A 26,986-nucleotide genomic window follows, 5' to 3' on the forward strand; every position below is an offset into this window, starting at 1 on the left:
TTACGTGGTGATCGGTCGCTGATGAGCGATGATGCCGGTTGTGGTTGATCGGTTGTGGTTGATCGGTTGTCGTTGCGGTTGGTGCCGGATGAGCTGTGGGCGCTGGTCGAGCCGTTGATCCCGGTGTTCGAGCCGCGTCCGCAGGGCGGTGGCACTGCCCCGGTGGACGCTCGTGCGGTGTTCACCGCGATCGTGTACGTGCTGACCAGCGGGTGTGCATGGCGGGATCTGCCGCCCTCGTTCGGGGTGCCGTTCCAGACCGCGCACCGCCGCTTCAGCCAGTGGACCAAAGCCGGGCTCTGGCGACAGCTGCACCACGCGTTACTGGACGAGCTCGGCAGCCAGGGCCTGCTCGACTGGAGCCGCGCGATCGTCGACGGCGCCTGCGCGCGGGCGAAAAAAAGGGGGCACTCTGACCGGTCCCAGCCCGGTAGACCGCGGCAAGCCCGGCTCGAAGATCCACGCCCTGTCCGACCGCGCCGGGCCGCCGCGGTCCGCGGCGTCGCAAGCCAGCCAGCCAAGCTGCACGCCGACAAGGCCTACGACCAGCCCGACCTGCGACGCTGGGTCCGCGACCGAGGCATCAAGGTCCGCATCGCCCGCAAAAGGCATCGAATCCAAGGACAAGCTCGGCAAGCACCGCTGGGTGATCGAACGAACCATGGCCTGGTTCACCGGAAACCGCCGCCTGACCCTGCGCTACGAACGCAAAGCCGACCACTTCCTCGCCTTCCTCATCTTCGGCGCCAGCCTCACCTGCTACAAGAAACTCCGCAAACTCACCACATGAGACAAGCTCTAAGTCTCATCTTCAGACCTGACACCCTCTGGGGAATAGCATTTTGGGTCATGGTCGAATCCATTCCAAAAAACCCAGAGGCGCCCACAGTTTGGGCACCGGAACATCGAATTACACGCTCCATATACCTCTTCCGCTTCGACCAAACCCTCAAATTTGTCGAATTCTGAGTCAGAAATGATCTTCCACTCTGCGGGATTAGGTATTTCGCCACTGATAGCAATGAGATAGCCACACCTACAGCGAAGCTTAGCCATCAGGGCATCACCACAATCTGACCGACGCGGGCTCCGGTACCAGCGATCCTTGCCTGGATGTTACCAAGTTGATCTGCGGTGACGCTCGTCCGGGAGAGATCGATGATCACGCCACCCCCCTGAACCTGGCTACCCTTCGAGGCAACTGCGCTAACGATTCTGCCCACGTTACCGGTCGTGGGGGTGTAGACATCCCAGTTCTCCCCGTCGACAACCAGGTCACTCGTGAGTCCGCCTGCCCTGGTTCCGACCGGATCCCTGAGCTCGACTCTGCTACCCCGACCCGCCATAAACTCCGCTGCATGAACCTCGGAGGCCGACGGACTAGCGGCCGAAATTTCCAGCCGACCCGGATTCGGGAGGTCTACAGGGCAGTTGTGCACGAGGACCGGCGTGGTGCCAGCTTGTACATAGTAGGTGTGGACACTGTCGACAGTGAGGTTATAAGTCCGGTCGGAGGCGGTGTAACGGCGCACGACCCCCACGTCGATTCGGCCACCACCCGGCGTGGCGAGCTGATCGCCGACTTTGAGGTCGGCAGCATCAGTCCAGGCACGGGTCGTCTCGTCCCAGAAGAGGTGATGCGCCGTCGTGACGATGGCCTTCAGACCGCCCGGCGTGAAGACTTCGACGTCGACGAAGTCACGGTCGTCGTCGGTGACATGCACCGCGGTCACGACGTGGCGCTCGACGACGCTGCCCCCAGGCTCAGCGTTGTCGATCTGATCGCCCACCTCGACGTCTTCGATCGGCTTGGTGCTGCCGTCCGCCATGAGCACCAGCGTTCCCGCGATGAAGCTGTTGCACCCGAAATCGCCGCGCCCGGCCCCCTTACCGCCGGCCGACCTGCCACCGGCACCGGCAAGAGCGAGGGCCTCGGCTTCCTCAGCGGTGTCACGAGCGAAGTCGTGCCACACAGCATCAGTTTCACAGTCCGCGTGATGCTCTACGCAATAAAGCGCGGCGATCTGTTTCGCACCGTTGACATCTCCTGTTTCGGTGAGGTATTCATACGCCCTACCGCACGCCGTCGCGCCATAACAAATACGCGACCCGATATTCTGACCGTTGACCTTCTCGCCCACCTCCGGCTTCCAGAAATCACCACCAGGGTTCCCGGTCGCACCGAAGCTGAACCAGCTCAGCAACTGCTGCTTGTTGGTGGATACCGGAGTATGGTGCGTCACCCAGCTCCGGCGTTTTTCGGCGACCTGTCCCTTGCGAACCCCCTTGCTGGTGAGCTTTTCCGGGCTGTAGTAACCGCTGATGCCATTACCGGCGACCGGGTCGATGTCGCAGTCGCCGCGCCAGCCGACGCAGTAGCCAGGGTTGTCCTCGGGCGCCAAACCGGTGGGATCGGTGAACGAGACCGGGCTGTTGTTGCTGTAGCTGTAAGCGTTCAACGACTGCGGATTGCCGGTGTCCAGAATCGGGTCCGCGGTCAAGAACCGCCCCGACAGCGGGTCGTAGTCGCGGGCGCCCAGGTGGGTCAGTCCGGTCGTTTCCTGGTAGCCGCCCACGAAACCGTGCTTGTCCGGCCAGGTCGACGGCGGCGTCCCGCGGCTGGTGCCGTACGGGTCCTGCCAGCGCTTGCTCACCGTGAGTTTGCTGCCCGCATCCACCGTCGCATACGTCGTGCCCTGGTGATCAGCCAGCGTCCAGCTCAACCCGCCTGACGACGTGCGGGTCGCGATGACCTGGCCGTTGTAGCTGTAGAAGCGCGTGCCCGAGGCGAAACTGCCGCCGGTCGGGACGAACAGCTCCATGTCCCCGACCGACAACGTCGTCCCGCTCGGATCCTTCATGATCAGCAGGTTGCCGTCGGCGTCGTAGAGGTAGCTGCTGTCTCCTCCGTTGGCCTCCTTCGCCGTCGCGACACGACCCTCCGCGTCATAGGTGAACGTCTGCGCCGCACCGGCCGGCCCACGGGTCTCCGTGCTTCCCGCCTTCGTGTAGCCGTAGCTCGTCTGGGTCGTACCCGATGGGCCTGTGGTCGTGACGGCCTCGACAGCGTGCGGCCGCGAAGCCCCCGGCGCCGGATACGTCGAAGCCGTCGTGACATCGCCGGACGTGGTGTGTTCGACTTGGGTCTTGCGGTTGCCGGTGTCGTCGAAGGTCCAGGATTTCCAGTACGGCGCGGCGCCGTCGATGCCTGCCGTGGTGGGCTGGGCCGTGCAGTCATTCGAGGCCGGGGTCCAGGCTTCGGTGAGCCGCTGCAGGTAGTCCTGCCGGAAGCACTGGACATCGCTCTTCGTACCCGGCGGGGTGTCAGCGATCTTCGTGAGGTTGCCGACCTGGTTGTAGGTGTAGACCCGGTTGGCGATCCAGTAGTCCGACTGCGTGGAGCGCTGCGCCTGGACCGTTTCGAGCTGGTTGGTGCCGTCGGCGTAGCTGTTGGTCACCGACACCTGGTACGGGCTTGAGGCGTCGTTGAAGTCGGTTCGCAGAACCTGGCCGAGCGGGTTGTAGCTGGTGTTCGATACCAACTGGAAGCCCATGCTGGAGGTTAGGGTCTTCACCGCGCCGCGGCTGTAGCGGTCGAAGGACAGTTGCTCGGCGGGCATGCCGTCGGCTCCTGGGCTGGTGACCGTGTTGACGGCGCCGGAGTTGGGGTCGTAGGTGGTGTAGGAGTCGTAGCTGCCGGAGAGCCCCGTTTCACCGGCAGGGATGGTCAGCCTGCTGCCGGTGGGTCGGCCGGCGGTGTCGTAGCCGGTGGTTTCCTTGGTGTAGGCCTTGGTGCCGACGTAGCGGGTGGAGCTGGTCGGTTGCCCGGGCAGGAGGGTGTCGTAGGTCCAGCCGGCGATCTTCGTGCCGGTGAGTGCCGGGCCGTCGTACTCGGCGGTCTTGCGGCCCAGATTGTCGTAGGTGTAGCTGACCAGCCGGTTGCGTGCGTCCGTTGTGGTCAGCAGCCGGCCGGCGGCGTCGTAGGTGAAGGTCGTCTTGCCGGTGTCCGGGTCGGTCGAGGCGATCTTGCGGTCTTTCAGGTCGTAGTCGAAGGACCAGGTGTTCTTGCCGGTCGTGTCGGTGACCGTGGCCTGCTTGCCGCTGCGGGTGTAGGTGTAGGTCGTCGTGTCGGCCAGTGAACCCGGGGTGTACTTCGCCGGGTCCTTGTACTGCAGCAGCTGGACGGCCTGGCCGAGGCCGTTGGTGATGGTGGTCGACGCGGTGCCGCCGGCCGGCGGGATCGTGGTCGTGCGGTCGCCGTCGGGGATGGTCGTCGTCCGCCACTGCTCGACGGCGTGCAGCAAGTAGGCGCTGGTCCGCGGGCTGCCCGCGCTGTCGAAGGTCGCCAGCGTGGTGTTCGGGACCGATGCGTCGTCGGTGACGTACAGCGTGGCCGACGGGGCCGCGCTGTTCCAATAGGCGTTGTGGGTCTTGTACGTCCGGCCCTGCGAGTCGTAGAACGTGTCGGTGATGATCCGGCCGGGCCCGTCGTCGGTGCGCGGCGCCTGGGTTTGAACGGTACGGCCGAGACCGTCGATGAGCGTGTACGACGTCGCGTACTGCCCATTCGCGAGCAGGGTCTGGGTGGCCACGTTGCTGACGCCGCCGCCGTTGCGGACGCTGTAGCTGTACATGACGTCCGCCGGCGCGTTCGCCGCCTTGCTGTGCCCCGGTTTCCACACCGAAAGAACCCGGCCGAGGGCGTCCTGCGTGGCGTCGGCGCGCAACCCGCTCGCGTCCTTGCTCGCGACGGTGATGCCGGAGACCGGGTCGAGGTACTTGGTGGAGGTGAACTTGGGTGCGTCCGCGGCGGCGGTGACCGGCGGCGTGGTGGTGTCGACCTGCGTGACCGGACCGCCCTCGGCCGGGGTGTAGGCCGTCGTGCTGGTCAGGCCGAGTGCGTCGGTGGTGCTGACCGCCCGGCCGTACTTGTCGTACCGGGTCGTCGCGGCCGGCGATTTGATCTTCTCCGTACCACCGGCCGGCCAGTCGTCGAGACTGTCGATCTGGGTGATGTTGCCTTCGCTGGGCGACGCACCGAAAGCCTGCTTGTCGTAGTAGATCCGGGAGTCGCTGATGATGTTGCCCGGCCCGGGCGGGTTGGTCTTGTCGTCGCAGACCCCGGAGATCTTCTGCACCTGGCTGGAGGAGTTCAGCAGCCAGGCGGTGGTGTTCTCCAGGTAGGTGGTCAGGGTGCAGCTGGTCTGCTTCGGATCGCTCGTGTCGCCTTCGGTCTGCACGGCGGTCACGAGCCCGTACTTGCCGTGGGTGGTGTGCGTGCGCGACACCCGCCACGTGCTCGTGGTGTCCAGCCAGGTACGGGTCCGGGCGGTGTCGGTGCCGGTGTAGGTCGCCGTGCGGCCGTCGGCGTCGGTCGCGGTCGGGTTCGACACCCACGGCTCGGTCAGCGTGCCGCCGACGACCTGATCGTCCCGGTAGGTGACGGTCTCGCGGGCGACGCCGGCGACCTCCTTGCGATCGGTGACCGACTCGTGCCAGTTCGGGCTGGTGACCGTCGCGCCTTCCATGCCGCGCAGGTAGAACGTCTCGGTGGTCACCGGCGGCCCGGACGGATCACCTCCCGCCGGGCCGAGCCCGGTGGTCGTCTTGACGTCGCCGTAACCGCGCCACTGCGACCACGTCCGGTACTTCGGGTCGGAGAACGGGTCGTCGTCGTAGTGCCAGGCCGCGCCGCCGAGGAAGTCGTAATGAGTCACCTTCTGCTGCGGCTGCTGCGTGGTGTTGGCGTCTTCGATGACGTCGGTGACCCGGAACTTGTTGAAGTAGTCCAGCACCGGATCGGTCGCCCCCGGCGGTGACCAGTACACCGGGTAACACGACAGCGTGTTGCCCTTCAGGTTCGCCGGATCGGGCATCGGGCCGCCGGGCTTGCACTCGGGGTCGGCGTACTTGACCGAGGTCAGGCCGCCCTGCGGGGTGGTGATGGCGTCGATCCGGTTGCGGGTCAGCGCGGTGTACTGGATGTTGGCGTTGACCCGGTTGGCCATCGACTTCGCGTGGAACGTCGTCGCGGGCAGCGTGATCGCCGAGCCGACAGTGTTCGGGCTCGAAATCTTCCCCGTTTCCGTGATCGAGTCCAGCCACAGCGCCGTCTTGTTCCCGTCGGTGGTCGGCGGGAAGGACTGCGCCAGCGCCCACTCGCGGACCGGCTTCCACCCGGCGCCACCGTCGGAGACCTGGGTGGTGATCTTGGTGTAGCGCTTGCGGGAGAAGAATGACGGCGAGTTGTACACGCACACCGCGCCCTGGGCGCAGATCGTCTCCGACGGCACATCCGGCCACGACGTCGCCGTTCCCGAATTCAGCTGGCCAGGGTCACAGGTGACCGCGCCGCTGGGGAAGCACCGTTCGGCCGTGTCGAACAGCACCTGCGCCGGTGCGTGGCTGAAGGTGTCGGCAACCTTGGTGTTGAAGCCGTACTCGATCTTCTGCAGGTAACCGCTTCGCGTGTACTGCGTGCCGGGATTGTTGGCAGTGGAGGCATTGCGGTTGAGCCCGTAGAAGTTCGTTTCAGGCTGGTAGTAGTACGCGATCGCGTTGCCGTGCGGATCGACGACATAGTCCAGGTTCCACCGCCACGCGCGATTGCACCAGGACGCGGCATAGGTCGCGGCGTTGCACGGCTCGAGATTGTTGTTGCCGAAGACCGGAGCGGTCCAGGTCGACTGGGTCTCCGGCTTGCCCGCGGCCCAGCCGGGCAAATGGTTCAGCCCGAAGAAGTACTGGACACCGTCGGGCGTGGTGACCTTCCAGTACTCACCGAACTTGTCGCCGTTGGCGCCACCGGTGAGACGTTCGACGCGGGTGCCGTCGTCGTCCTTCGGATGCCACGTCTGGGTGTTCTTGTCCAGGATCAGGTCACCGTTGGCGCCGGCGAACGAAATGGTGGCGTTGTCGTTGAACCAGCACAGGTCACCGGTCTTCGTCTGGCCGTTGTTACCACCCAAGTCCTGACTGCAGCCCTTGTAACGGCGTTCGATGAACCCACCACCCGACAGGCTCCACCCATCGCCGACACCCGAGGCCTGGTTGTTCGTCGCCGAGGTCAGCCCGTCCACCGAACTCGAGGAATAGTTCAGGCTGACCGACGGACCCGTCCCCCCGAGCGCAGCAGGCGTACCGATCGGATAGGAGTAGTCGAAGCTCGCCGACGACCCGCCCGCCGACCAGGACCCGGCCGGCTTCAGGTCCGTCGCACCGAAATCACCGCCGCCGCTCTTGGTGTCGGCTTCCGCAGCCACCAGCATCGACGTCGCGGCCTGCTGCTGCCCCAAGGTGACATCGGCCGCGACGTGCCGGGTCTTCGTGTTGTTGTCCGAGACCAGCGCAGTACCGACGTGGCACTCAGGCTTGTCCGGCGTCGCCAGCAGGCACGACGGGTACTGCACCAAGTGCAGGCGACCGCCGAAGTCACCTCCGTAGGCGTCACCGAACGACCGGTAGTCGACGTCGAGCCGAACGAGCCCTCCCGTATCACCGGACTCGGGCTCGACCTTGACGAGTACCCCCTTGATACCGGCCTTTGCCGTCGTGGCCTGGTCCAGGGTGTTCACGCGGACTTTGCCCGACGTATGCCGCGCGCTGGATGCCGCGGTCTTCTCGTGGGGGCGCGACAGTGTCATGGGCTGCCCGGGCAGCGATTTCGAGGCCCCTTCGCCCGGTAGGTCTACTTCGGTGGTCGCCGCGGCCGGCCACACCGCGGCGGCCGGGCTGAACCTGCTCTCCGACGGTGCTGATGGCGTCCGGAGCCCGCCGTCGACGCCGTCGACCGACTTCGTCTCCTGTAGCGGCGGACGATCCCAGCCCAGTCCGTGCCAACCGCTGGCCGCAGCTTCCGCAGCGGACTGCGCCGAACCGAACAACGCCACCGCGACGCCGAACGCGACGAACCGCCGGCTGCGGTTGCTCTGAAAGAGCCCACTTCTGCCCGTCATTGCTGACCCATTTCCTGTTGCGCGCGGCGCCAGGGCACCGAAGCCGGACTCGAGCTAGTGGAAGACGCCGAAGAGATTGCCGGGGTCGTCGAGGATCCTGTCCCTCCGGATACCGGCCGAATCGAGAAGTCCGCCGTAGACACGCACGCCGGCCAGACCGCCGTACCAGACATCGCTGCGCAGCCCCGTCCACACCCCGTGACCGAGGACAAGCGGCGCGCCCGCGTCACGAGCGGTGACTCCACCGCCATCAGGTGTGTTGACGAAGAAGTTCTGCTTCGTGCCATTGACGAACAGCGCCATGTAGCCGGTGGCGGCGTCGTAGGTGGCGACCAGGTGCGTCCAAGTGTTGTCCGCAGCCTCGGCATCGCTGAGGGCGAACCTGCCGTCGTTACCCGAAGTCGCATAGGGCGAGATCAAGAAGCTCCACCGGCCGTGCAGCGCTCCGGATGCGTCGGCCCACGGCCGGTAGCCGAGCAGGAAGGGCGAGAACTGAGAGTCGGTGGCCGTGACGACCGCACGAGGCGAGGTATCGACCGGTCCGTTCGCAGCCACATCCGCCGCGGTCCAGGAGTGCTTGACCCAGGCCTCCACCGTGAAGGACTTGTCGGTCCGCAGGTTGGCAGGCCTGGTGGTCGCAACTTCACCGCCATTGATGGGGAACTGAGCGGCACACGCTGTCGGATTGCCGGCCGCACCGGTCTCCATGCCGAGTGAGACCGCGCCCGAGGCAGTGCCCTCCGCCTGGCTGACCGAGTCGTAGTAGGCGAACGGCCTCATGGCTGCGATCTGATCGTCGGTGAGGACCCGGCCCCACATGCGGGCTTCGTCGAGCATGCCCTTGAACGGGTTGTGACCTCCTTGCTCGGCCCCGAGGTACAGGGGCCCGTTCGCTGTCCAAGCCTGCGCTAGCGTGGAGTCGGCCTCGTGCCGTCCGTTGACGTACAGGTTCAGCCGCATCGTCGCCTGGTCGAACGTGCCGGTGAGCAACGTCCAGGCACCGGTCTGCGGGGTCGTCGTGCCAACCGCCCAACTGGTGGTTGCCGCGGCGTCGTCCGCCGGGTTCATGCCGAATGCCCAGCGGTTCACGCCCTTGTCGTAGCGGAGCACGAACGCCGGCGCATTCGCGCCTGCCTGCGACAACACCGTGTAACTTGCGTTGAGGTCAGCCGGATTGACCCATGCGGACACCGTGAAAGACGCGGCGGTGTTGGTGACGGGCCTCGTCGTGGTGCCGTACGCCGCCGTTCCATCCAGCCGAAGCCCGCCGCCGCTGCGCCCGGGAACCCGCGCGTAGCTGCCGGTCAGGGTAATGTCGTTGCCGCGCTGCGTGGCGTCCGTGGCCAGGTTGCCGCTGCTTTCCCCGAACGACCAGCCTGCCCGCAAGGACGGGACCCGCGAGGGCACTGCGGTGAGCTCCGGGCCGCAGCCCTCGGCCAAGCCGTACGCGGCCAGCGGTACTGCCACGTCGGCCAGGTCGTGGACGTCCTGTCCGGACAGGGCCCGCTGCCACACCTGCAGGTCATCGAGCGACCCGTGGAACAAATCAGCGCGAGCTCCGGCCCATTTCGCCGCGCCCAGCACCGCTGGCCCGGTCGCCGCCCACGGATGAGCGATCACCGTGCTCTGCTTCGCGCCGTCGACGTAGAGCGTCGCAGCATGGGTCGACGCGTCATACGTTCCCGCCACATGCGTCCACACCCCTATTTGGGCTGGTCCGCTCGAGAAGGCCCAGGCGGCCGCCGGGGTGACCGAATCATCGACCGAGACGCGCAGTGCCCAGGCGTTGGTTTCCTTGTTGTACTGCAGCGCGACCGCCATCGCCTGGGAGCCGTCCTGGGCGATGATGGTTTGCGAATGCGTGGTGTCGGCGAGTTTCGCCCAGGCCGCCACGGTGAACGACTCCGACGGGTCGAGCGCACGGTCGCCGGTCTGGGCGTAGCCGCTGGTGCCGTCGAGGTCGATCGCGCCTTTCGCACCGTCGCTGTAGCCGCTGGTGTCGGGGTGGGTCCAGCTGGTGCCGTGGTTGTAGCCCGCACCGCGGGTGACACCGCCGGACACCGTGGCCGGGTGGGTGGGCAGGGTCGCGTTGTCCGGCGTCGATGAAGCGGCGTCGATCAACGTGGTGCCTGACGGTTCGTCGGCGCCCCAGGCGGCGACCAGGTTCTTGCCGGGCGTGAGCGGCTGGACGTGGTAGGAGCAGGAGGGGCCGTCCAGCGCCGGGTTGGATTGGGGGAGCACCACGCAGGTGGCGTTGGGGCTGGGCATGCCGGCCTTGTTCACCGACTTGACCTTGATCAGGTTCTGGTTGCCGTTGGCCGCTACCACCTTGATCGACGTCGTGGCGACCATCTTCCCGTCGGCGTCGACGCCCTGGGTGGCCGGCGCGGTCGGCGAGCCCTGAGGCTGGGGTTCGGAACCGTCGGTGGTGTAGATGAAATGATCGATGTCGTAGAGGTTCTCGGTGGCCATACCGGTCCACACGCTGAACTCCACCGCGTCGCCCTGGACCTTCGGGTTGGTCCAGGACGCCATCGCCACCACGGGCGGCATCGGCACCTTGGTGTCCACGACGAACTCGCAGTTGCCGACCCAGTTCGACCACAGTTCATCGTCGTAGGCCTGCATCGACCAGTTGTAGATGCCGTCTTCGTTGATCCACCCCGGCGGGACCGCGGCCAGTTGCGCGGTCGACTCCTGGTTCGACCCGCCGGTGCCCACCGGGACGAGGTTGTCGCCGTTGTCGTGGACGTAGACGTTGTGGCCGAGCGCACCATAGGCGACGGCGAACTTGCCGTAGAGCGTGCCGCCGTCCGGATCGGACAGCCGGCCCGCGATCTGCGGCGTCTTCGTGTACACCCACGGCCGGTCCGGTCCCGACGTACACGGCAGCGTCCCGTTCTGCATCGACAGCGCCGCCGGCGAGTTCGGGTAGGAGTTGTAGTTCACCGCGAAGTACGGGTTCAGGTCGAACCGGCGCCACGCCGCCACACCGTCGCCTTCGTTGGCGGCCGCGAGCACGAACCACGTGCTCTGCCAACGGTTCGCCGCAGCATCCTTCGCCGCCGCGGTGGCATTGAACACCCCATCCACGTTCGGTGTGTCGTGGCAGTTCGCGACGTTCATGGTGGACACCTGGTAGCCCCACCCCGGCTGCGCGGCCCAGGTGGTGTCCGGGGATGCGGGGTTCGACAACCACAACCCGGTCGGCTTCGCGACATCACTGCACTTGGCGCTGTGCTGGACCTTGGTGTTCAGCGTCGCGCTGTGCACCACCGTGCCACCCAAGCGCTCACTGTTCATCTGGATGTAGGACCGCGACGTCCCGGCCGTGTCGAAGTTTTCGAAACCCGCCTTCAGGTTCGACAGGTCCCCGTCCGTGGCGTTCCAGTTGTGTGCGTCCCGGTGTCCGGACTGGACCACCACATGCGCCTGGTTCCAGCACGAATTGCAGTCGTAGCCCGGGTCCAGCGACACCGGGTACCGGGTGGCCGGGTCGCTCAGAAACGCCTGGTCCGGGCTGATGGTCACCTTGTCGGGAGTGAGGGCGACATCCATCACGGCCTCCCGCCGGCCGCCGCCCTCGCCGAGCTCCTGCTCGGCCGTTGAGCCGTCACCGGAGGAATCCCACATCCGCGAGGCATCCCCGGAGAAAACCACTCGCCCGGCCGCGTCCTTGACCTCGAGCCCATCGGTCGGAGCAGCCTGCGCCGGCGTGCCAGGACCCTGACCTTCGGCAACGCTGACAGTCGTGTTGCGCGTGTGCAGGCCGAACGGGATCTCCCGCAGCTTGGGGTTTTTCGCTGCCTCCGGCGTCTTGATGACCAAGTTCTCCGTGAAGCCCTCGGGAGCCGCCTTCACCGTCAAGTCGACGCCGGGAAGCACTTCCGCGTAGGTGGCCGTGTCACCGGTCAGCGCCGGCGCCGGCAGGTCGCTCGTCCAGTTCAGGCCGACCTCTTTGCCGTCCTGCCCCGCCTGCACGATCGGCACGCCGGCAGAGCCCGTCCCACCAGGGTTGAGCTTGACGTCGATCGTGACCGCCTTCGGCCCCACCGTGCCGTCCGCCCGCCGCACCAACGTGGCGTCGACCGGCGTCCACGCCCCGGCCTGCTTCACCCGCACCGGGTGGACGTACTGCGTCATCGTCCACGAGCCGTCCGGATTCGCCATGGTCTGCGACGTCTCGGTCGTCTCCGACGCCACCTCGACCGGCTTACCACCCGCACGGGCATAAGCAGCGGCCGTGACCTCGTCCGGAGCCGAACCCGGAACAACCCGGGGCGTATCGGCCTGAGCCGGCGCGTCCGCCACAGCGGTCCCGACACCGACGGCAACGCACACCAAAAGAGCGCGCCAACGCGCACCACGAAAACGCACGAGATCCCCCTCGTCCAAGAGCACCAGCACACAGCCGGGCCCCCGACGAACCCAAGATCACCCTTACCCACCAGACCCCGAAAGAAAAGAGACCAAGCGGGGTATTCACCGCACAGTAACCAGCCCAGCGAAGGTTCACACCCTCGACCAAATCGCCTATTGCTCCCAAACAGGACAAAACCTCGGCAGACCCGATAGCCGTTTATCTATTCCAAATACTCGAATAGGCAGAAATTGTGCCGTTCTTCCTTGAGGCAAGTACGTGATGCGAGTGCTCATCAGGCGTCACCACCCGGGTTGTCGAGCCGGAAGCTGCCCTCGACGACCAACGTCCCCGTCGCCAGGGCGGTGATGCCCGATGATCTTGCGCGATTCGAGCGCCCAAGTGTGGCGCAGGTTGGCGCCGAGCGATCCGGACGGTCACGGAAAGCCGCAGCTCACGAGGGGCGCCGTCTCGTGAGGATGCTGTACGTGCCCCCGACCAGGCTCGGACAATATCCGCACGGACTGTCATGCCTCACGACCTGCGGATGTCCACCACAGTGGCTCTGCGAGCGGGACACGGTGGACGACGAATATGACCACCCCGGAGACAGGACTTGTTCGACGTCGATCACCGCCGCACCTCATGCCGCCACGCCGATTCAGGTCAGCGATCCGCGGGCATCGACTTGGAGTAATGTGTCGTCGCTCTCTGACACGGTCGCTCCCGCGCAGACACCAGGGGTAGCCTCCGCACCTGCGGATTAAAAGTCTACGGGAAACCAATGTTGGCGAGTGCCACCAAATGCCACTCTCTGCCAATAAATGCAGGTCAGACGACATCTTCTCCGCTTTCAGTGTCGTCAAGTATCGCATAGTGTCGGGCACTATGCCAGCAACGGAGCCCCATCGGAGACGCAGTGGCTGCGGCACTGGTCCAGTGTGGACCGTTCAATCGCTGCCCCGGTCACAGCCGAAAGACCCGTCGCCTCGTCTCAGCCACCCGAGCAGCGCCACCGCCCTACTCCGGTAGCGGGGAACGCGCGCGCCCAACAGCAGGCGCTAGGCGAAGACCAACGCAAGTTCGTCCAGCACGAACAAAATCATTCGTCTGCCGGGTCGACATGGGCAAGCATGGCTCGAACGCGGTCGAGAAAGGACTCGTACTCCGCGTCCCAGCCAAGCACGTCGAGCCCCGCTAGACGGCTGTAGAGGACCGCCTCGAGCCGCGTCGGGTCGCTTAGAATTACTTCAGACACGGAAGGAGTGGTGGTCTCGTCGCCCAGGAACACCAGGAGCACTGGCACCTGGTGCGGTATGCGCGCCAGCCACTCCAGGGTCTCCTCCAACGGGCGGCCGTCATTGCGCACTTGCGCGCGAACCTCGACAAAGAGAGCACGCTCGTCTTGTTCCAGGGTGGCGTCGGCCTCGACGGAACCCGCATTGCCGCCCTCTTCGCCGGTAAACAGCTGGCGTGGGATGGTGCCGTACGTGATTCGGCAGCCTTCGTTAATAAGGCGGTCGAGCTGCCCAATTACGTGTTTCTCGAACAGCGCTGGCGCGTAGCTCCGTAGCCTGGCCAGCGCCTGGAGCAGGGCCGGGCCGGATTGGCGGACCGTGGTCGCGTCGTCGTCGGACAGGGTCGCGCCAGAGGCCACGCTCTGGGAGGCCTGGTGCAGCGAGGTCAGGTTGTCGATCATTTCGTCGTCGAGCACGCCGCGTCGGTGAAGGATCTTCGCCATATCTTCGGTAGTGCGATCTTCTGGGGACAGCGGTTCGATGAGCAACGTCAGTATTTCTTCGATGGCGCACCAAAGTTCGCCGAGCGTATGCACCACGGTGGGCACCGGGTCGAGGTACTCCACGATCTGCTCGCGGCTGCGTAGGACGCCCTTACCTGCCCGCACGTCGGCAGCTGCGCGTTCCCGCGAGAGCCGCTGCACCGTTTCCAGCAGCCGCCCGTTGAGGTCGAGTAGCGGCCCGGCCACTGAGTTTGGCGGAAGCTGATCGAACTCCTTCAGGGTGACGACGAGGAATGTACGTGCCCACAGATAGCCGGACAGGAAGCCGAGTGGCGCGAAGTACGCCAGTACCGCACCGGCTGTGACGACGCCGACCGTGCCGTCGGCCAGAGTCGGGCCAATATTCATACTGAATCGGCCGAACCATGTGGCGAACGACCCAGCTTCGACTAGCCCAACCCCGACGATGATCTTTGTCAACCAATCGGAGATTTGTTCGAGGTTGGTGTTGGCCAAGTAGGATGGACTGTTTCCCATGTCGTCTTTAGGGCGTTCGCCCTGGACCGTGCGCGGCAGCCCGAAGACGAACCCGGCCAGGACGCCGATGACGAACGCAGCCAGGGCCAGGAGCATCCCGATTGTGGTGGCGTTCCACGACCGGCGGCCGACGCCGAAACCAAGCACAGCGGCGACGCCCACGGCAATAAATGCGAGGTTGACACGCACCATCGCACGCTGTCGCGGGTAACCTCCCGCACGTCTGCCGTGCGGACCGTACGTTCGTCTCGGCAAGCAGCCTCCCGAAGATCTGCAAAGGCAGTCGCGCTGGGTGCATCTGCCGTTACAGTCGCTGCTGATCAAACCCGGGAACTTCCGGTCCGGCGGGCTGGCCGCACTCGACCGGGCGACCGTTCGCGAACCCAGCTTCACACCGCCGTGGCACCGACGACGCCTCACCGCTGACACAACAACGGACGCGGCCTCCCACACCCAGCTCATCCCACCATTGCGCTCTGCGGGCGCTACGAACACTCGATGACGCCTACCTGCTGACACCCGATGACATACGCCGGGTCAGCGCGGTGACGGCTCCCATGACCGCATGACGGGTCGACCAAACCCGCCGATCGGCTATGTACCGGATAGTGGCCCTTTACCCGACGCGTGATCCCCAACGGCATCGACATCGCGCCGATCCGAGACCCGGCTGCCGAAGGCAGCGCCAGCGAAGACCGCACCGACAAACTCGGCGTCGCCGCTGAAGCTCGCGCGAGGAAACCGGACGCCTCCAATGAACGTCGCGGCGATGAACCGGGCGACGCCGGTGAAGGCCGCACCGTTGAACCAGGTGGAGCCGACGAAGGCCGCATTGCTGAACCCGGTGTCGCCGGTAAAGGTAGCGTCGGCGAACTCGGCGTCGCCGGTCAAGGTTGCATTGCTGAACCAGGCGTCGCCAGTGAAGGTAGCGCCGGCGAACTCGGCGTTACGGACGCGATAGTCCTGCAAGGAGAAGTTGATCAGCGCGGTGGTCCGGCCCTGCCGACGCTCTGGCAGGACCGGACTTGTGCCGATCGGCTACGCGCTCGCGAGCAGCGCGACTTCGCGGTCAGCGGCGAGCTCGGCGAGGATGCGCTCGCGCATCTCGTCCAGCAGCTCGCGCCGGATCCGGTCGTCGGAGTCGGCTTCGTCGAGCGCTTGCTCACGCTCGCCGAGCACGGCGAGCGCCCGCTGGACCGGGCCGGAGAGCAGGGCCTCGCCCTGGCGCCCTGCTACCAGCATCCGGTAGGTACGCACGTGCTCATCGGCCGCCTGCCGGACCAGCCCCACCTCGCCGCCGAGGATGTCGTCGGCGAGCATCTCGACCATGGCGCGCAGGACCTGTTCCCCCAGCTGCGCAGGCAGCTTGGCGCTCTTGAGCCAGCCGACGAGGGTGGTGTGCCCGGGGGCCCGGCTCACCCGCTTGCTCAGCTCCCGATGCAGAGTGCGGGTGCTGAGCGTGGAGTACTCCTGCAGGAACCGCAGGTGGGCGAGGAACGCACCTTCGGAGTCGATGACCTGCAGCGGCGCGGTCATGACCTCCTGCGGAGTGGCCGTGCCCGGGATCCAGCGCTGCGCGCTCACGCTGCCCGCCCGCCCGCGCTTCCCTGCCCCGGCCGCCTGTGCCGCGGCGTTGAAGCGACGCAAAATGTCCTGCCGCGTGGTGTACGAGGCCTCAACCATGTGCAAGATGGCCTCGTAGATTTCCCGGGCGAACAACGTCGGCTCGTCCGGATCCCACGCCCGCCGTAGCAGGGACATCTCGGCACCGATATCCGGCTTGACCTTTCCAATCAGCAGCCGCCACTCGTGCCGGCCCGGTTCCAGCGCCGCTAGCGCGCGGTGCAGTTCCCGGATACGCGCCGCCACCACCGCGGACTTCTCGGCCGGCCGCAGCACCTCCACCGCCGGAGCCGGGCTGCCGTCACCTGTCTGTCCGGTGTGCATCTGGAACCTGATCCGGCGTCCGGGCGCGGTGTAGCGACCCAGGCCGGCATTCGGCGAGCCGACGTGCTGGTCGACCAGGCGGGTCGTCTGATTGAGCTCGCGGAGCTCCCTGCGCCCCGTCGTGGTCGACACGGTGGCGTCCTTGGGGCTCACGCGATCACGCCCGCGGCCGAGGAACGCGGGCGCGGCAGTGGGACGCCACGCACCAGCGCCAGCAGCGTGATCACCACGCCGGCGGCGACCAGAAGGTCACTGCCGAGCCGCTCGAGCACGATCACGCCGATCATCGCCGCGGTGAAGGTCAGAGCTTCCAGCGCGCTGAGCGCGCCGCAGGACCGCTTGGGCCGCCGGGGCGGCACGAGGTAGACCACGGTGGGTCCTCCCTTTGTTGAATGGTGACTGGGCCGTGCCCGATGCGCGGCGGACGTACTGGGCGGTACGTTCCAATGCGCTCGGAATGCCCCTTGACTTCAAGGGAATCACATCGTTGTAATCAGGCCACCTCGATTCATGAGCGGGTTTGTTCAGGTCTTCATTTCCGCAGGCTATAACCTGACAACGCGTCCCACGTCACCACAGACAGATGTGGCATGAGTCACATGTGCTACCGTGGTACTGAACACCGTTGACCTGCGAACTCGGATAGCCAAACTTTCTTCGGGGAGTCGAGCGCCGTGCGGAAATGTGCAGCAACGCATGCTGGGCGAGGTGCACCTCCCCAAACGGGGGGGGATAGTTCTTGCGTCTCTTCTAGTGAGAAGTACTTCTCGATGAAGAGTAAGATCGCGAAATGTGCGCGATGTGCGTGAGACTAACTTTCTCGGGTCGCTTCCCTGAATGGTGACTGGGCCGACACGAGAGGCCGGGTACGGTGCCGAGCCATCCTGTGGGCGCAGGTCGGCACCGCACCCGGCCGTTTTTCTTCCGCGTCCCCCCCGGCTCAGAACTCGTCGTGGATCATGCCGCGCAGCCGGGTCAGCGCGCGGTGCTGCGTCACACGCACGTTCCCCGCGGAGATCCCGAGTGCCTCGGCGGTTTCCTGCGCCGAGAAGCCGACTGCGATGCGCAGGGTGAGGATCTCCTGCTGCACCTTGGGGAGAGAATGGAGCAGCCGGCCGAGACGCTCACCGAGTTCCAGGTTCAGAGTCTCCGGCTCGTTGCCGACCTGCGGGCGCTCCGGGAGTTCGGGGACGGGCTCGGAGCGGTCGCGGGCGACGGCGCGGTAGGCGTCGGCGACCTTGTTGGCCGCGATCGCGTGGACCAGGTACAGGAAGGAGCCGCCGCGGTCCTGGTAGTCGGGCAGGGCCTTGAGCACGGCGAGGCAGACTTCCTGGGCGACGTCGTCGGCCGACAGGTAGGAGAGGTCCCGGCCGCCCATGCGGGCGCGGCAGTAGCGGACCACCACCGGCTCGATCATCTGCAGCAGCGAGTGGATCGCGGCCGGGTTGCCCTCGCCCGCGTCCTTCACGAGCGGGTCGAGGTCCTCCTTGGTGAGCCGTCCGCCCGGGCGGGGCATCGACTCGGGAGTGCGATAATCGCGCACGTTGCTCGCGGTCTGCTCGGTGCGCGGGCGGGTGCGCCCGCTCCGGTCGAGGACGCGGGTCACGTCGTCAGGGTGGGCTCGCCCGGCCAGGTGCCGCACACCCTGGGTGCCGACCGAGGAACGGTTCACCAGGGTCTCGGCAGTGGTCGTTGGGCTCACAGCTGCGGTTTCAGCCATGCCGTCCTCCTCCGCGCTCTTCCTTGGTCATCTGCTTGCGGTACTGGCTGATCATCAGCCGCACGGCACTGGGGGTGTAAGTCGTGGTCTCCGTGCTGATCAGCTCGGAGATCTCGCGGGACTTGTAGCCGAGGACCGAGTACGTCATGACCAGGTCTACGACGTCGCGGGGAACCGTGTCACCCTTGAGGACCGTGCCCAGGCCGATCCGGCCGAGGGCGACTCGCTCTGCTGAGGGCGAGGCTGCCTCCCACTCCTGGTCGTCGGAAACGAACAGGTCGAGGTCGGTCCTGCTGCGGAGGGTGACTTGCTTGCGACACAGGTTGGTGAAGCACAACACGCAGGAGCCGATGAAGTAGGTCGACAACCGGGCGCCCTTGCGGGGATCCCAGTTGTTGGCCTTCACGCCCTGCTCGCGGAACAGCTCAACGCCGTCGGCGACGGTGTCGATCGACAGGGCGTTGCGCTCGTCCCGGGTGAACGGCGGCTGCGGCGGCTTGGCCGGCCTGTTCTTCCCGGTGGCGCGGGCGTAGATCTCGCCGCTGACGAGCCAGGCGTTGATGACGCTGAGGCCGTAGCGGGCGAGACGGTCGGACAGCTCCGACCAGATCATGCCCTCGAATCCCTCCTGCTTCAGCGCGTCCAGCAACGCGATGTCGTGGACCAGATTCAGCTGTGGCTGCTCGTCCGACGGCCACGCTTCGTCCTTGGGCACCTCGCCCGCAGGCAGCACCATCGCGAACAGGTCGTGCAGCGCAAGTCGGCGCCCGGGTGCGCCCCCGGCCCCCGCGACAAGGACCTCCCGCGGAGCGGGCGCGGCTGGCCGTCCTCGCGCGGTGTGGGCCGCGGGTTCCTCGTCAGTCATCGGCAGGTTCCTTTACAGAGGGGCCAAGTGCGGCGGCGCCAAGCGAGCGATACGTCTCAGCGACCCGGACTCCAGCCTTATAGGTGCGCCCGGGTCGAAAGTGCAGAAGGTTTTTCGGACTGGTCGATCCCGGGCCGGAACGTTGCCACCATCGCCTAGCTGCTCCACCCTCGCGCCGTCTGTCACACCGTGGACGCCCCGGAGGTCACGCCGGATGGCCGCGTAGCTCAAACGGCCCAGCCGACGTTACGTGCACGAGATCTGACCTCGATCGCTCCGGCCTGGCCGTTCGCCCGGCTTGAGTCAGAGCGAGCGCCGGCTCTCGTCCCCGGAGCGGCATCGTCGCGACCGGCCCGGGCGAGTCACCCCTGCGCGGCTACCGCCAGCACATCCACGGCTACCTCATCCCCTGCCTCGGCGAACACCTGCTCAAGGAACTGACCAACGCACACGTCCAGACGATGTTCACCGCGATCATCCGCACCCACGGGACCGCAGGCCGACCGGTCACCGCGGGCACGTTGCAGCGCATCCACGCCACCGTGCGCGCCGCCCTCAACGCTGCCGCCCGACGCGGCCTGATCGACCGCAACCCCGCCCGCCACGTCGAACTCCCCCGCGGACGACGACCGCACGCCGTCGTCTGGACACCACCCCGCATCGCCCAATGGCACGCCACCGGAGAACGCCCCCAAGTCGCCGTCTGGACCGCCGCGCAGACCGCCACCTTCCTGCACGAAATCCGCGACCACCGGCTCTACCTGCTCTTCCACCTCGTCGCCCTGCTCGGACTACGCCGCGGCGAAGTCATTGGACTGCGATGGAGCGACGTCGACCTCGAGGCCGGCTACCTGACCGTGTCCCACCAGATCCGCCAGGTCGGCTCGACCATCGAGGTCGGCAAGCCGAAGAGCGAGGCCAGTAACCGCGTGATCGCCCTCGACCACGCCACCATCAACCTGCTGCGCCGCCACCACGACACGCTGTTCGGAGTCCCGGTCGGCTACCTGTTCCTCAACGGGCTCGGTCAGCCGATTCGGCCCGACGCGCTGACCCGCCTCTTCCGCCTATTGAACACTCGATCTGGGCTGCCGCCGATCCGGCTACACGACCTCCGCCACGGCGCCGCCAGCCTCTCCCTCGCCGCCGGCAACGACCTCAAAACCGTCCAGGACATGCTCGGCCACGCCAGCATCGTCCTCACCGCCGACACCTACACCAGCGTCCTGCCCAGCCTGGCCCGCCAGTCCGCTGAAGCCACCGCACGACTCGTCCTCGACGCCGCCCGCACCACCGGCACCCGCCTCCGCACACCACGCCGACGGCACCGCACGGCTACCCGCCGACCCGTCACCGCCGGCAGACGAACCAGCCACACCATCAGCGCCGCCTGAGAATCACGAAACGGAAGCACCTATCGCGTCGAGCTAGAAAGGGCAAAACCATGGCAGCGAAGTACGACCTCAACCGCTCTACTTCGACATGCCATGACATATTCGCTGGTCAGCACACTACGAGAGCCCACCGCGAGCCCACCCAAGATCACACCAAGGCCCGCAAGATCAGCAAACAAGAACATCTCCTCAGGTCGGCGGGGATGTTGATCGAGTGGGACGCCTGGGGCTCGAACCCAGAACCTACGGAGAATAAGCCCAGGTCAGCGGCTAGTTCTGGTCATCTGTCGATACCAGTCTTCACCTGCATGGACGTCCACGCGAGACGATCATGATCGGTCGCTGGTTCTCGTCGTTCCGCGTCGTTTCCCGGGGGAAAACCGGGGAGATGATCATGCCCTCTTCGCGGCTCTTCCTGCCAGCTCGCGCATGCCCACTCTACCGCCCACAGCTCCCCCGTCATCCCGATACGAAGCCAGCACGCGGCCGGTGGCGTCGGGTCAAGGCACGCTTTCCAGCCTTGACGCGGCGTCACCGGCCGTTGTCACGATCAAGCTTCGGGATGGTGCTTACCGCCAGATGGGCGTAACACGGTGGCGCCTGACGACGACCCGGGTTGTACGACTCATCGGCGAGGGAGGCCCGACGTTGGCTGAATGGCTCAGACTCGCCGTCGGCGGGCGGCGCTGCGCAGCTGCACCGAAGGCGGCCGCGCCACCCGGCCGGTCGGCAGAGCGGAGCGGAGCCGGCCGTGCCGGGCACGGGCGTGGTCGCCAACGGGAGCAGCTACGCCAGGCGACAGGCGCGCCGCCCGGCGGCGCGCCCTTGATCCCATAGAGCCAAATTCGGCAGAGACCTAGACGACCGCTTCACAAACATCCCGCGAAAGAAGGTCAATTCATGACAGGCCTCGAGGCTCTGCTAGGGCCAAGCATAGCCAAAGCGGCAGCTACTGGGGTAACCAGAGCGGGAATCTGGGGAAGTCAGAAGATCTTTGAAGCTAAACGAAAAAGAAAAATTCGCGCCCTACTTGACAGTAAGGGTGATTCAAAGTGTGCCGATTTACTTGCATCACTCGACCAAAATGACGTCGATAAAGTGCTATCTTTCTGCCAATCAAGTGAATTTAATAACTGTTCACTGATGCTCACCCGAGCACGCCTTATTGAGGGTCAGGGGCGCAAATCTGAGAAAGTCGCAGCGGCAGTTCGAGGAGAGATAGAAGAAGGCCTCCGGCTACATCTGGGTCACGCCCCAGAATCCCCGCTTCCAGAACTACTTTTTTCCGCTTTGAATGAATCGGTTACTCTTAACATCAAGCGACTATCAGACTCGGACATCTCCGCATCTCCCACATTGAAAGCGGAGTTAATAAAAACAATTGGCAGCCTGGCGTCCGCCGGGGTTCGAAATGTGGACTTGATGCAATCCCTTGCAAGCATCGGGGAAATAAACGAATTTGCCTCGGACTTCCGCTCCCATATCGCGGCAACGAGCGGAACAATGCGCCTACCTCACGCAGGAGCCAAGCGGCGCGTGGCGTACGAGCAACTTTTCGTCCAACCGCGCCTACATGTGCGCCAAAGCACTAACGAGACAGCACAGATTGCTCCCTTGCAGCTCCTCGACGATGAGGGAAAACAGGCTCGAGATCTACTCGAAGAGCACACCCGGATGGTCATTCTCGGCGATCCTGGCGGCGGAAAGTCGACCCTGTCTCGCCATCTCATATTTCAAATCGCGGCGGAAGATGCTGGCTCATTAGCCCGAGTTCCATTCTTTGTCGAACTGAAAGAGTACGCAAAGAGTCTGCGTGATCCAAGCAATAAGCAAACCGTTGTCGAATATCTAGAAGGAGTTTGTCGCGCCCCCAATAACAGCGTTCCACCGAAGGATGCAATCGAGTACTTACTTCTGAATGACAGAGCCGTCGTAGTGCTTGACGGACTAGACGAACTACTCGACACGTCGCTCCGTCGAACAGTCGTAGAGATAGTTGAGTCATTTTCGTACAAGTTCCCGACGTGTCCAATTCTGGTAACCTCGCGAAAGATTGGATACGACGAAGCCCCTCTGGACCCTCATTTATTCTCAGTTATTGATCTGGATGAATTCGACGATAACGACGTCAACAACTATGTCGAAAAGTGGTTTCGACTCGAAGAGACCATCAAAGAAGATCTCACAAAGAAGCGATTTACGGAGAGCTTCATTGAAGACAGTGAATTCGTCTCCGACTTGCGGCACAATCCTTTGCTATTGTCACTAATGTGCGGTATTTACGCGTCAGAGAATTACATACCCACTAATCGACCTGACGTATATGAGAAGTGCTCTCTTCTGCTATTTGAACGTTGGGATAAGCAAAGAGGCATCGAGCGACCACTGTCCTTCGACGCTCATGTACAAGCAGCAATGCGCTCGCTTGCACTATACATGCTGACGAACAGCGAGGACGCAACTCTACCCAGGCTAAGAACACTTGAATTCATGAAGTCATACCTCCTCGAAAAGCGTTTCGACAACGAAGAGGACGCCGAGAACGCAGCCAATGAATTCATTGAGTTCTGCCAGGGTCGCGCGTGGGTTTTGACGGATGTTGGATCCGAAACCTATGGGTTCACGCATCGCACTTTCCTCGAATATTTCTCGGCAAGCCAGCTTGTCAAGCAGAACTCAAGTGCTGATAAACTCTACAGAATTCTTTCGTCGAAGATTCAAGCAAAGGAATGGGATGTAGTCGCTCAACTCTCGCTGCAGATCCTCGGAAAGCAAGTCGAGGACGGAGCAGACGACTTTTTATTGCTCGCAATGGCTGATTGCGACAAGCGTACGATGAGCTCGGAAGAGCGCAATATCGTATCATTTGTCACGCGATCCCTTCAGTTCTTAGTGCCAAAGCCGATCGTGTTACAAAAAATTTGCGATCTGGCTATTGAATACTCACGGGAACCTGGGATCCTCTTCTCGGTCACCACGCACGCCGCACCAAACGAGACAGAGTGGCCCATTGTCGATCTTCGTCACGTCGCGAAAGAGAACATTACAAGAGTCGGCGATACGCTTCGAGCTTCAGTTAAAAAGTCATTCAGCGCGAACGGAGTGGAAGAAAGAATTTTATTTGCTGCAACTGTAGCTTTCACCTACTTTTCCATCAAAACACCCAGTTCGCTTGCCTACTGGATTGAATGGACTACAGAGAATGCTGAGGTTCACTTTCGCCATATCATCGATCAAAAACTTGATGAGTACTGGTGGCTGGGGATCCTCGAACTTGAACGCGATGGGATAACGCTTCGACACATGCTTAGCTTGCACGGCGCAACCTCACTCTATCGGTATGAAATTTCCGGCCTCGGAGTAGCGAAGCCTCCGCTCGCTTTCAGGCAGCTCGCTGGCGGCAGTGGCCTTATTACTGACAGCTATCGCGACGAAAAGTCGCGTGCCGCGCTCAGACGGCGAGTTCGACGACAGCTCAGTAGCGAGTTTTCGACAATAATGTCAATGCGAGTGAAGATGTCCCCGGCGGAGCTGCGGCCGATTACCGGGCTGATTTCAGAAGGTCACTCTCGTGCGATTACCAGGACGAGTGAACTTATCTTATTACTTCCACTCATCGAAGATTTTGTAACGCAAATAAAGAGGAATATTAAGGCGTCGAACGAAATCAAGGATCGTGTAACGAGCCAGTACAGCGGTCTTTTTCGTGCATCCATTCTAAGCCGATTAGGATTCGTTGACGAGGTACCTAGGGCACTTCACCTGGCGCGACCCTTGCTAAACAGGAACGAGGATGCCTTAGAGAAGTTCAAGGACTGGCTAGAGTGTCGAATCACTCTAATTCAACGACCTCGACGCACATCTTCCTCTACGTCAGGCGCTAGCGAATCTCCATGACATATCGAAGTTCGTATCGATCAGCGGGAAAGAGTATGTCTGCGGTTTCTACTGCCAGGTCATCTTCCGCACCGAAGCGGTCGGCGACGCGGAACGTCTGCGTGATCTGCACGACCGGCCGGTTCGCCGGGATGTCGAGAAGCTTGGCCTCTTCGGCATTCGGCGTGCGGATATCGAGGCGTTCTTCGACCTGGTTAACCTCGTGCCCGATAGCCGAGAATCGGTCAACGATGCCCTTGTCGGCGTGCGGCCCCACGTGCGGAAGCTCGATGTCTGTCCCGCCTGTAAGGGCCAGCGGCTCCCACGCCAGGCTGCTCGTGACCGGCTGCGGCGGGTTCCCCATCCGGATGAAGTAGCGAGTGCAGGTCACCGGGTCGCCCTCGTTGATGCCCAGCCGCTCGGCGATATTGGCCGGCGCCGTCGTCTTGGTCGTCTTGTGCTCGACCTGCATCTCGACGTTCGCAGCCTCAGCCTCGCGCACGTACGTGCGGGCCTCCTGACCTCGGAAGTAGCGCAGCGGCGCGATCCGGGTCAGCTTGTCCAGGCGGCGGACGAACACGCCCTTACCCCGAATGCCGTTCGCGAAGCCCCACTCCCGCAACAGGCGCATCGCCGCGCGCGCGGTGATCGGTGAGACGTCGTGGATCTCGCAGAGCTGAGCCTCGCTCGGCAGCTTCTCCCCGTCCTGCAGCTCGCCGCTGATGATTCGGGCCCGGTACTCCTTCGCGATCTGCTTGTAGCGGGGCTCGTCGTTGTCCGGGAACTCCGGGTGGTCGCCGAACAGCAGCTCTGACATGTCTCCTCCTGGGCGTCGCCAGTCATCGTCTCATGAACCTCGTATGTTGACAGCTTCACATACGAGGTTTACCTTCGTATACGAGGTTGGTTCGAACGGACCAGCGCAGGCCCGGACAGCGGGCACCACGAAGAGCAAAGGGACACACGATGGCGATCATCAGGGGACACCGGTTCGAGATCGACTTCGACCAGGCCTTCCCGCAGGGGTTGGTGCTGGTCGGCGAGGTCTCGCCGGACAACGAGTACCAGACTCGGGAGGACAAGGCAGCTGGCCGGCCGACGCGCCAGCGGGTTGACGAGATCACCGGGAAGCGGCAGTGGAAGGGCACCGTCACCGACCCGAGCGAGAAGAACGCCAAGCGCGCGTCGTTCGAGGTGACCTTCCTCGCCGACGTTCAGCCGGTGCCGACCACCGCGGAAGCTCTGCCGGGGATGCGTCCGGTCGAGCTGGACGGCCTGACAGCTGAGCCGAAGGTCGCTGGTCAGGGCGAGTTCAAGTACCAGTCGTACGTCTACCGCGCGACCGGCTTCAAGTCCGCGGCTTCTGGCGGCGGTGCAAAGGCGGCCCGGTCGACCAGCGAGCCGACGCCCAAGGCCGCGTGATGGGGGCCCTGGTGCCCAGGATCGGCAGCGTCGCGCTGGTACCCGGGCACCTGGTCGACGCCTGGGAGGCGGCCTACCGGCGCTATGGAGACCTGTCGATACGGGCAGGCGACCACGCCGACGGCCAGACCGCTCAGGCTCTGGCTGCCGCTTCGGTCGACGTCGCGGCTGCCTGGCGAAACATCGCGAGTCAGGGCCAGCTCTCCTGGTGGGTGCTCGCGGCCGTCACCGCCGCAATCGAGGGGTTCGAGGAACAGGCGCTCCTGTGGCAGGCGCGCTCAGACAACGAGGAAGGACAAGGCCATGGCGTTCAACGCGACGTGGGCCCCCGGGCCGGAGGCGGTCGCGGGAATGCAGGTCGTCGGAATCCACCACAACCAACCCGCGCTCGTGATGTACCTGGACCAGGACAGCATCGCGATCACGACACCGGGTGGCCCGGCGACGTGGCCGGAGTTCGTCAGGTTCCTCCGCGAACTCCGCGACGCGGCTGACGAAATGGTCAAGGTTCTGGCGCCCGAGCCAGGCGAGCCCGGCACCTAAGTCCGGCACGGGGACGGTTGGAAGTTTGGCCCTGCCACCGTCCCCGTGCCTCCCGTCCACGCTCCACAAGGGAGGTGAAGCGGTGAATGCCAGGCTACGGCTCCCCCGCTGGCGACGCGATCACCCGTACCGGGACAAGCGCCTGCGTCGAATTCGGCTCAAGTGGCTGGTCTGCCGGATGTGCGGGCACGCGTCGTTCCTCCAGGTGGACGGCTACCACGTCTGCCGCAATTGCGTTACCCATATCGATCGGGCGATAGCCGACCGCGAGCGACGGTACCGAGAACAGCACAAGTCCAACTAGATCAGTCCATATTAGACAAAACGTGCGCTGGGGTCGCACGGCGATGCCGCACGCCCAAATGCGGCGACCAAAAGGCAAGGCGCAGAAGCGGAATTGGGCGAGTCGAAGGCCGAGGAACGTACGCAACGAATCGCGGCGATTCGTCGGGAGATCGAAGCGACCGAGCTCAAGAGCAAGCGGGCCCTTCGCAACCTCGAGCTGTTCGACAACCCCGACGAGGCCCTGATCCGAGACATCAACGATCGCCGGGCAGAACTTCACGAAGCAAAGATTCGGCTCGAAGCCCAACTGGCCGACGCCGAGGCAGCCATCCAGCAAGCCG

The 26,986-nt window shown here is 64.5% G+C and carries 15 protein-coding genes and 1 pseudogene; 5 read left to right on the plus strand and 11 right to left on the minus strand.

Features of this window, described 5'->3' with window-relative positions:
- Positions 1-54: 54 nt before the first annotated feature.
- Positions 55-790 (plus strand): annotated as a pseudogene (locus QRY02_RS30285) (IS5 family transposase).
- 8 nt (positions 791-798) lie between these two features.
- Here QRY02_RS30285 and QRY02_RS48935 read toward each other — a convergent pair.
- The 9 genes from QRY02_RS48935 to QRY02_RS30325 all read right to left on the minus strand — a co-directional run bounded on the left by QRY02_RS48935 (position 799) and on the right by QRY02_RS30325 (position 19,125).
- Positions 799-1,056, minus strand: a complete 258-nt coding sequence (locus tag QRY02_RS48935) for a DUF8617 domain-containing protein (protein WP_502874142.1) — start codon at positions 1,054-1,056, stop codon at positions 799-801.
- Positions 1,056-7,955, minus strand: a complete 6,900-nt coding sequence (locus QRY02_RS30290) for an RHS repeat-associated core domain-containing protein (RefSeq protein WP_285986237.1) — start codon at positions 7,953-7,955, stop codon at positions 1,056-1,058. Before QRY02_RS30290 ends, QRY02_RS48935 begins: the two co-directional genes overlap by 1 nt.
- A 54-nt stretch (positions 7,956-8,009) precedes the next feature.
- Positions 8,010-12,350 (minus strand): LamG domain-containing protein, encoded by a 4,341-nt coding sequence (locus QRY02_RS30295; RefSeq protein ID WP_285986238.1) that lies wholly within the window; start codon positions 12,348-12,350, stop codon positions 8,010-8,012.
- Positions 12,351-13,417: 1,067 nt separating this feature from the next.
- A complete protein-coding gene (locus QRY02_RS30300) occupies positions 13,418-14,782 on the minus strand; it encodes a hypothetical protein (protein ID WP_285986239.1) in 1,365 nt (454 codons plus the stop codon).
- Between the two features lie 405 nt (positions 14,783-15,187).
- Positions 15,188-15,562: a pentapeptide repeat-containing protein gene (locus QRY02_RS30305; protein WP_285986240.1), complete on the minus strand. Its 375-nt coding sequence runs from the start codon at positions 15,560-15,562 to the stop codon at positions 15,188-15,190.
- A gap of 69 nt (positions 15,563-15,631) precedes the next feature.
- Positions 15,632-16,672 carry a hypothetical protein gene (locus tag QRY02_RS30310; protein WP_285986241.1) on the minus strand — a complete coding sequence of 347 codons (1,041 nt, stop codon included), beginning with the start codon at positions 16,670-16,672 and terminating at the stop codon, positions 15,632-15,634.
- Between the two features lie 17 nt (positions 16,673-16,689).
- Positions 16,690-16,911 (minus strand): hypothetical protein, encoded by a 222-nt coding sequence (locus tag QRY02_RS30315; RefSeq protein WP_285986242.1) that lies wholly within the window; start codon positions 16,909-16,911, stop codon positions 16,690-16,692.
- A 569-nt stretch (positions 16,912-17,480) separates the two neighbouring features.
- Complete coding sequence (gene shbA / locus QRY02_RS30320) at positions 17,481-18,056, minus strand: RNA polymerase sigma factor ShbA (protein WP_502874279.1); 576 nt, start codon at positions 18,054-18,056, stop codon at positions 17,481-17,483.
- A gap of 196 nt (positions 18,057-18,252) precedes the next feature.
- The gene (locus QRY02_RS30325) at positions 18,253-19,125 is read right to left on the minus strand and encodes a hypothetical protein (RefSeq protein ID WP_285986244.1); all 873 of its coding nucleotides are present in this window, start codon (positions 19,123-19,125) and stop codon (positions 18,253-18,255) included.
- A 461-nt stretch (positions 19,126-19,586) separates the two neighbouring features.
- On the opposite strand from QRY02_RS30325, the gene QRY02_RS30330 reads away from it, so the two are divergent.
- Positions 19,587-20,519 (plus strand): site-specific integrase, encoded by a 933-nt coding sequence (locus QRY02_RS30330; RefSeq protein ID WP_285986245.1) that lies wholly within the window; start codon positions 19,587-19,589, stop codon positions 20,517-20,519.
- Positions 20,520-21,419: 900 nt separating this feature from the next.
- Positions 21,420-24,416, plus strand: a complete 2,997-nt coding sequence (locus tag QRY02_RS30335; protein WP_285986246.1) for an NACHT domain-containing protein — start codon at positions 21,420-21,422, stop codon at positions 24,414-24,416.
- On the opposite strand, the gene QRY02_RS30340 is transcribed toward QRY02_RS30335, so the two are convergent.
- The gene (locus tag QRY02_RS30340; protein WP_285986247.1) at positions 24,400-25,212 is read right to left on the minus strand and encodes a GntR family transcriptional regulator; all 813 of its coding nucleotides are present in this window, start codon (positions 25,210-25,212) and stop codon (positions 24,400-24,402) included. The genes QRY02_RS30335 and QRY02_RS30340 overlap by 17 nt on opposite strands.
- Positions 25,213-25,361: 149 nt before the next feature.
- Between QRY02_RS30340 and QRY02_RS30345 the strand changes: the two genes are divergently transcribed.
- Complete coding sequence (locus QRY02_RS30345) at positions 25,362-25,817, plus strand: hypothetical protein (RefSeq protein ID WP_285986248.1); 456 nt, start codon at positions 25,362-25,364, stop codon at positions 25,815-25,817.
- Between the two features lie 303 nt (positions 25,818-26,120).
- Positions 26,121-26,360: a hypothetical protein gene (locus tag QRY02_RS30350; RefSeq protein WP_285986249.1), complete on the plus strand. Its 240-nt coding sequence runs from the start codon at positions 26,121-26,123 to the stop codon at positions 26,358-26,360.
- A gap of 94 nt (positions 26,361-26,454) precedes the next feature.
- Here the strand turns inward: QRY02_RS30350 and QRY02_RS30355 are convergent, their stop codons facing one another.
- Positions 26,455-26,982: a hypothetical protein gene (locus QRY02_RS30355; protein WP_285986250.1), complete on the minus strand. Its 528-nt coding sequence runs from the start codon at positions 26,980-26,982 to the stop codon at positions 26,455-26,457.
- Positions 26,983-26,986: the final 4 nt, after the last annotated feature.

Source organism: Amycolatopsis sp. DG1A-15b (genome assembly GCF_030285645.1).
Taxonomy (GTDB): domain Bacteria; phylum Actinomycetota; class Actinomycetes; order Mycobacteriales; family Pseudonocardiaceae; genus Amycolatopsis.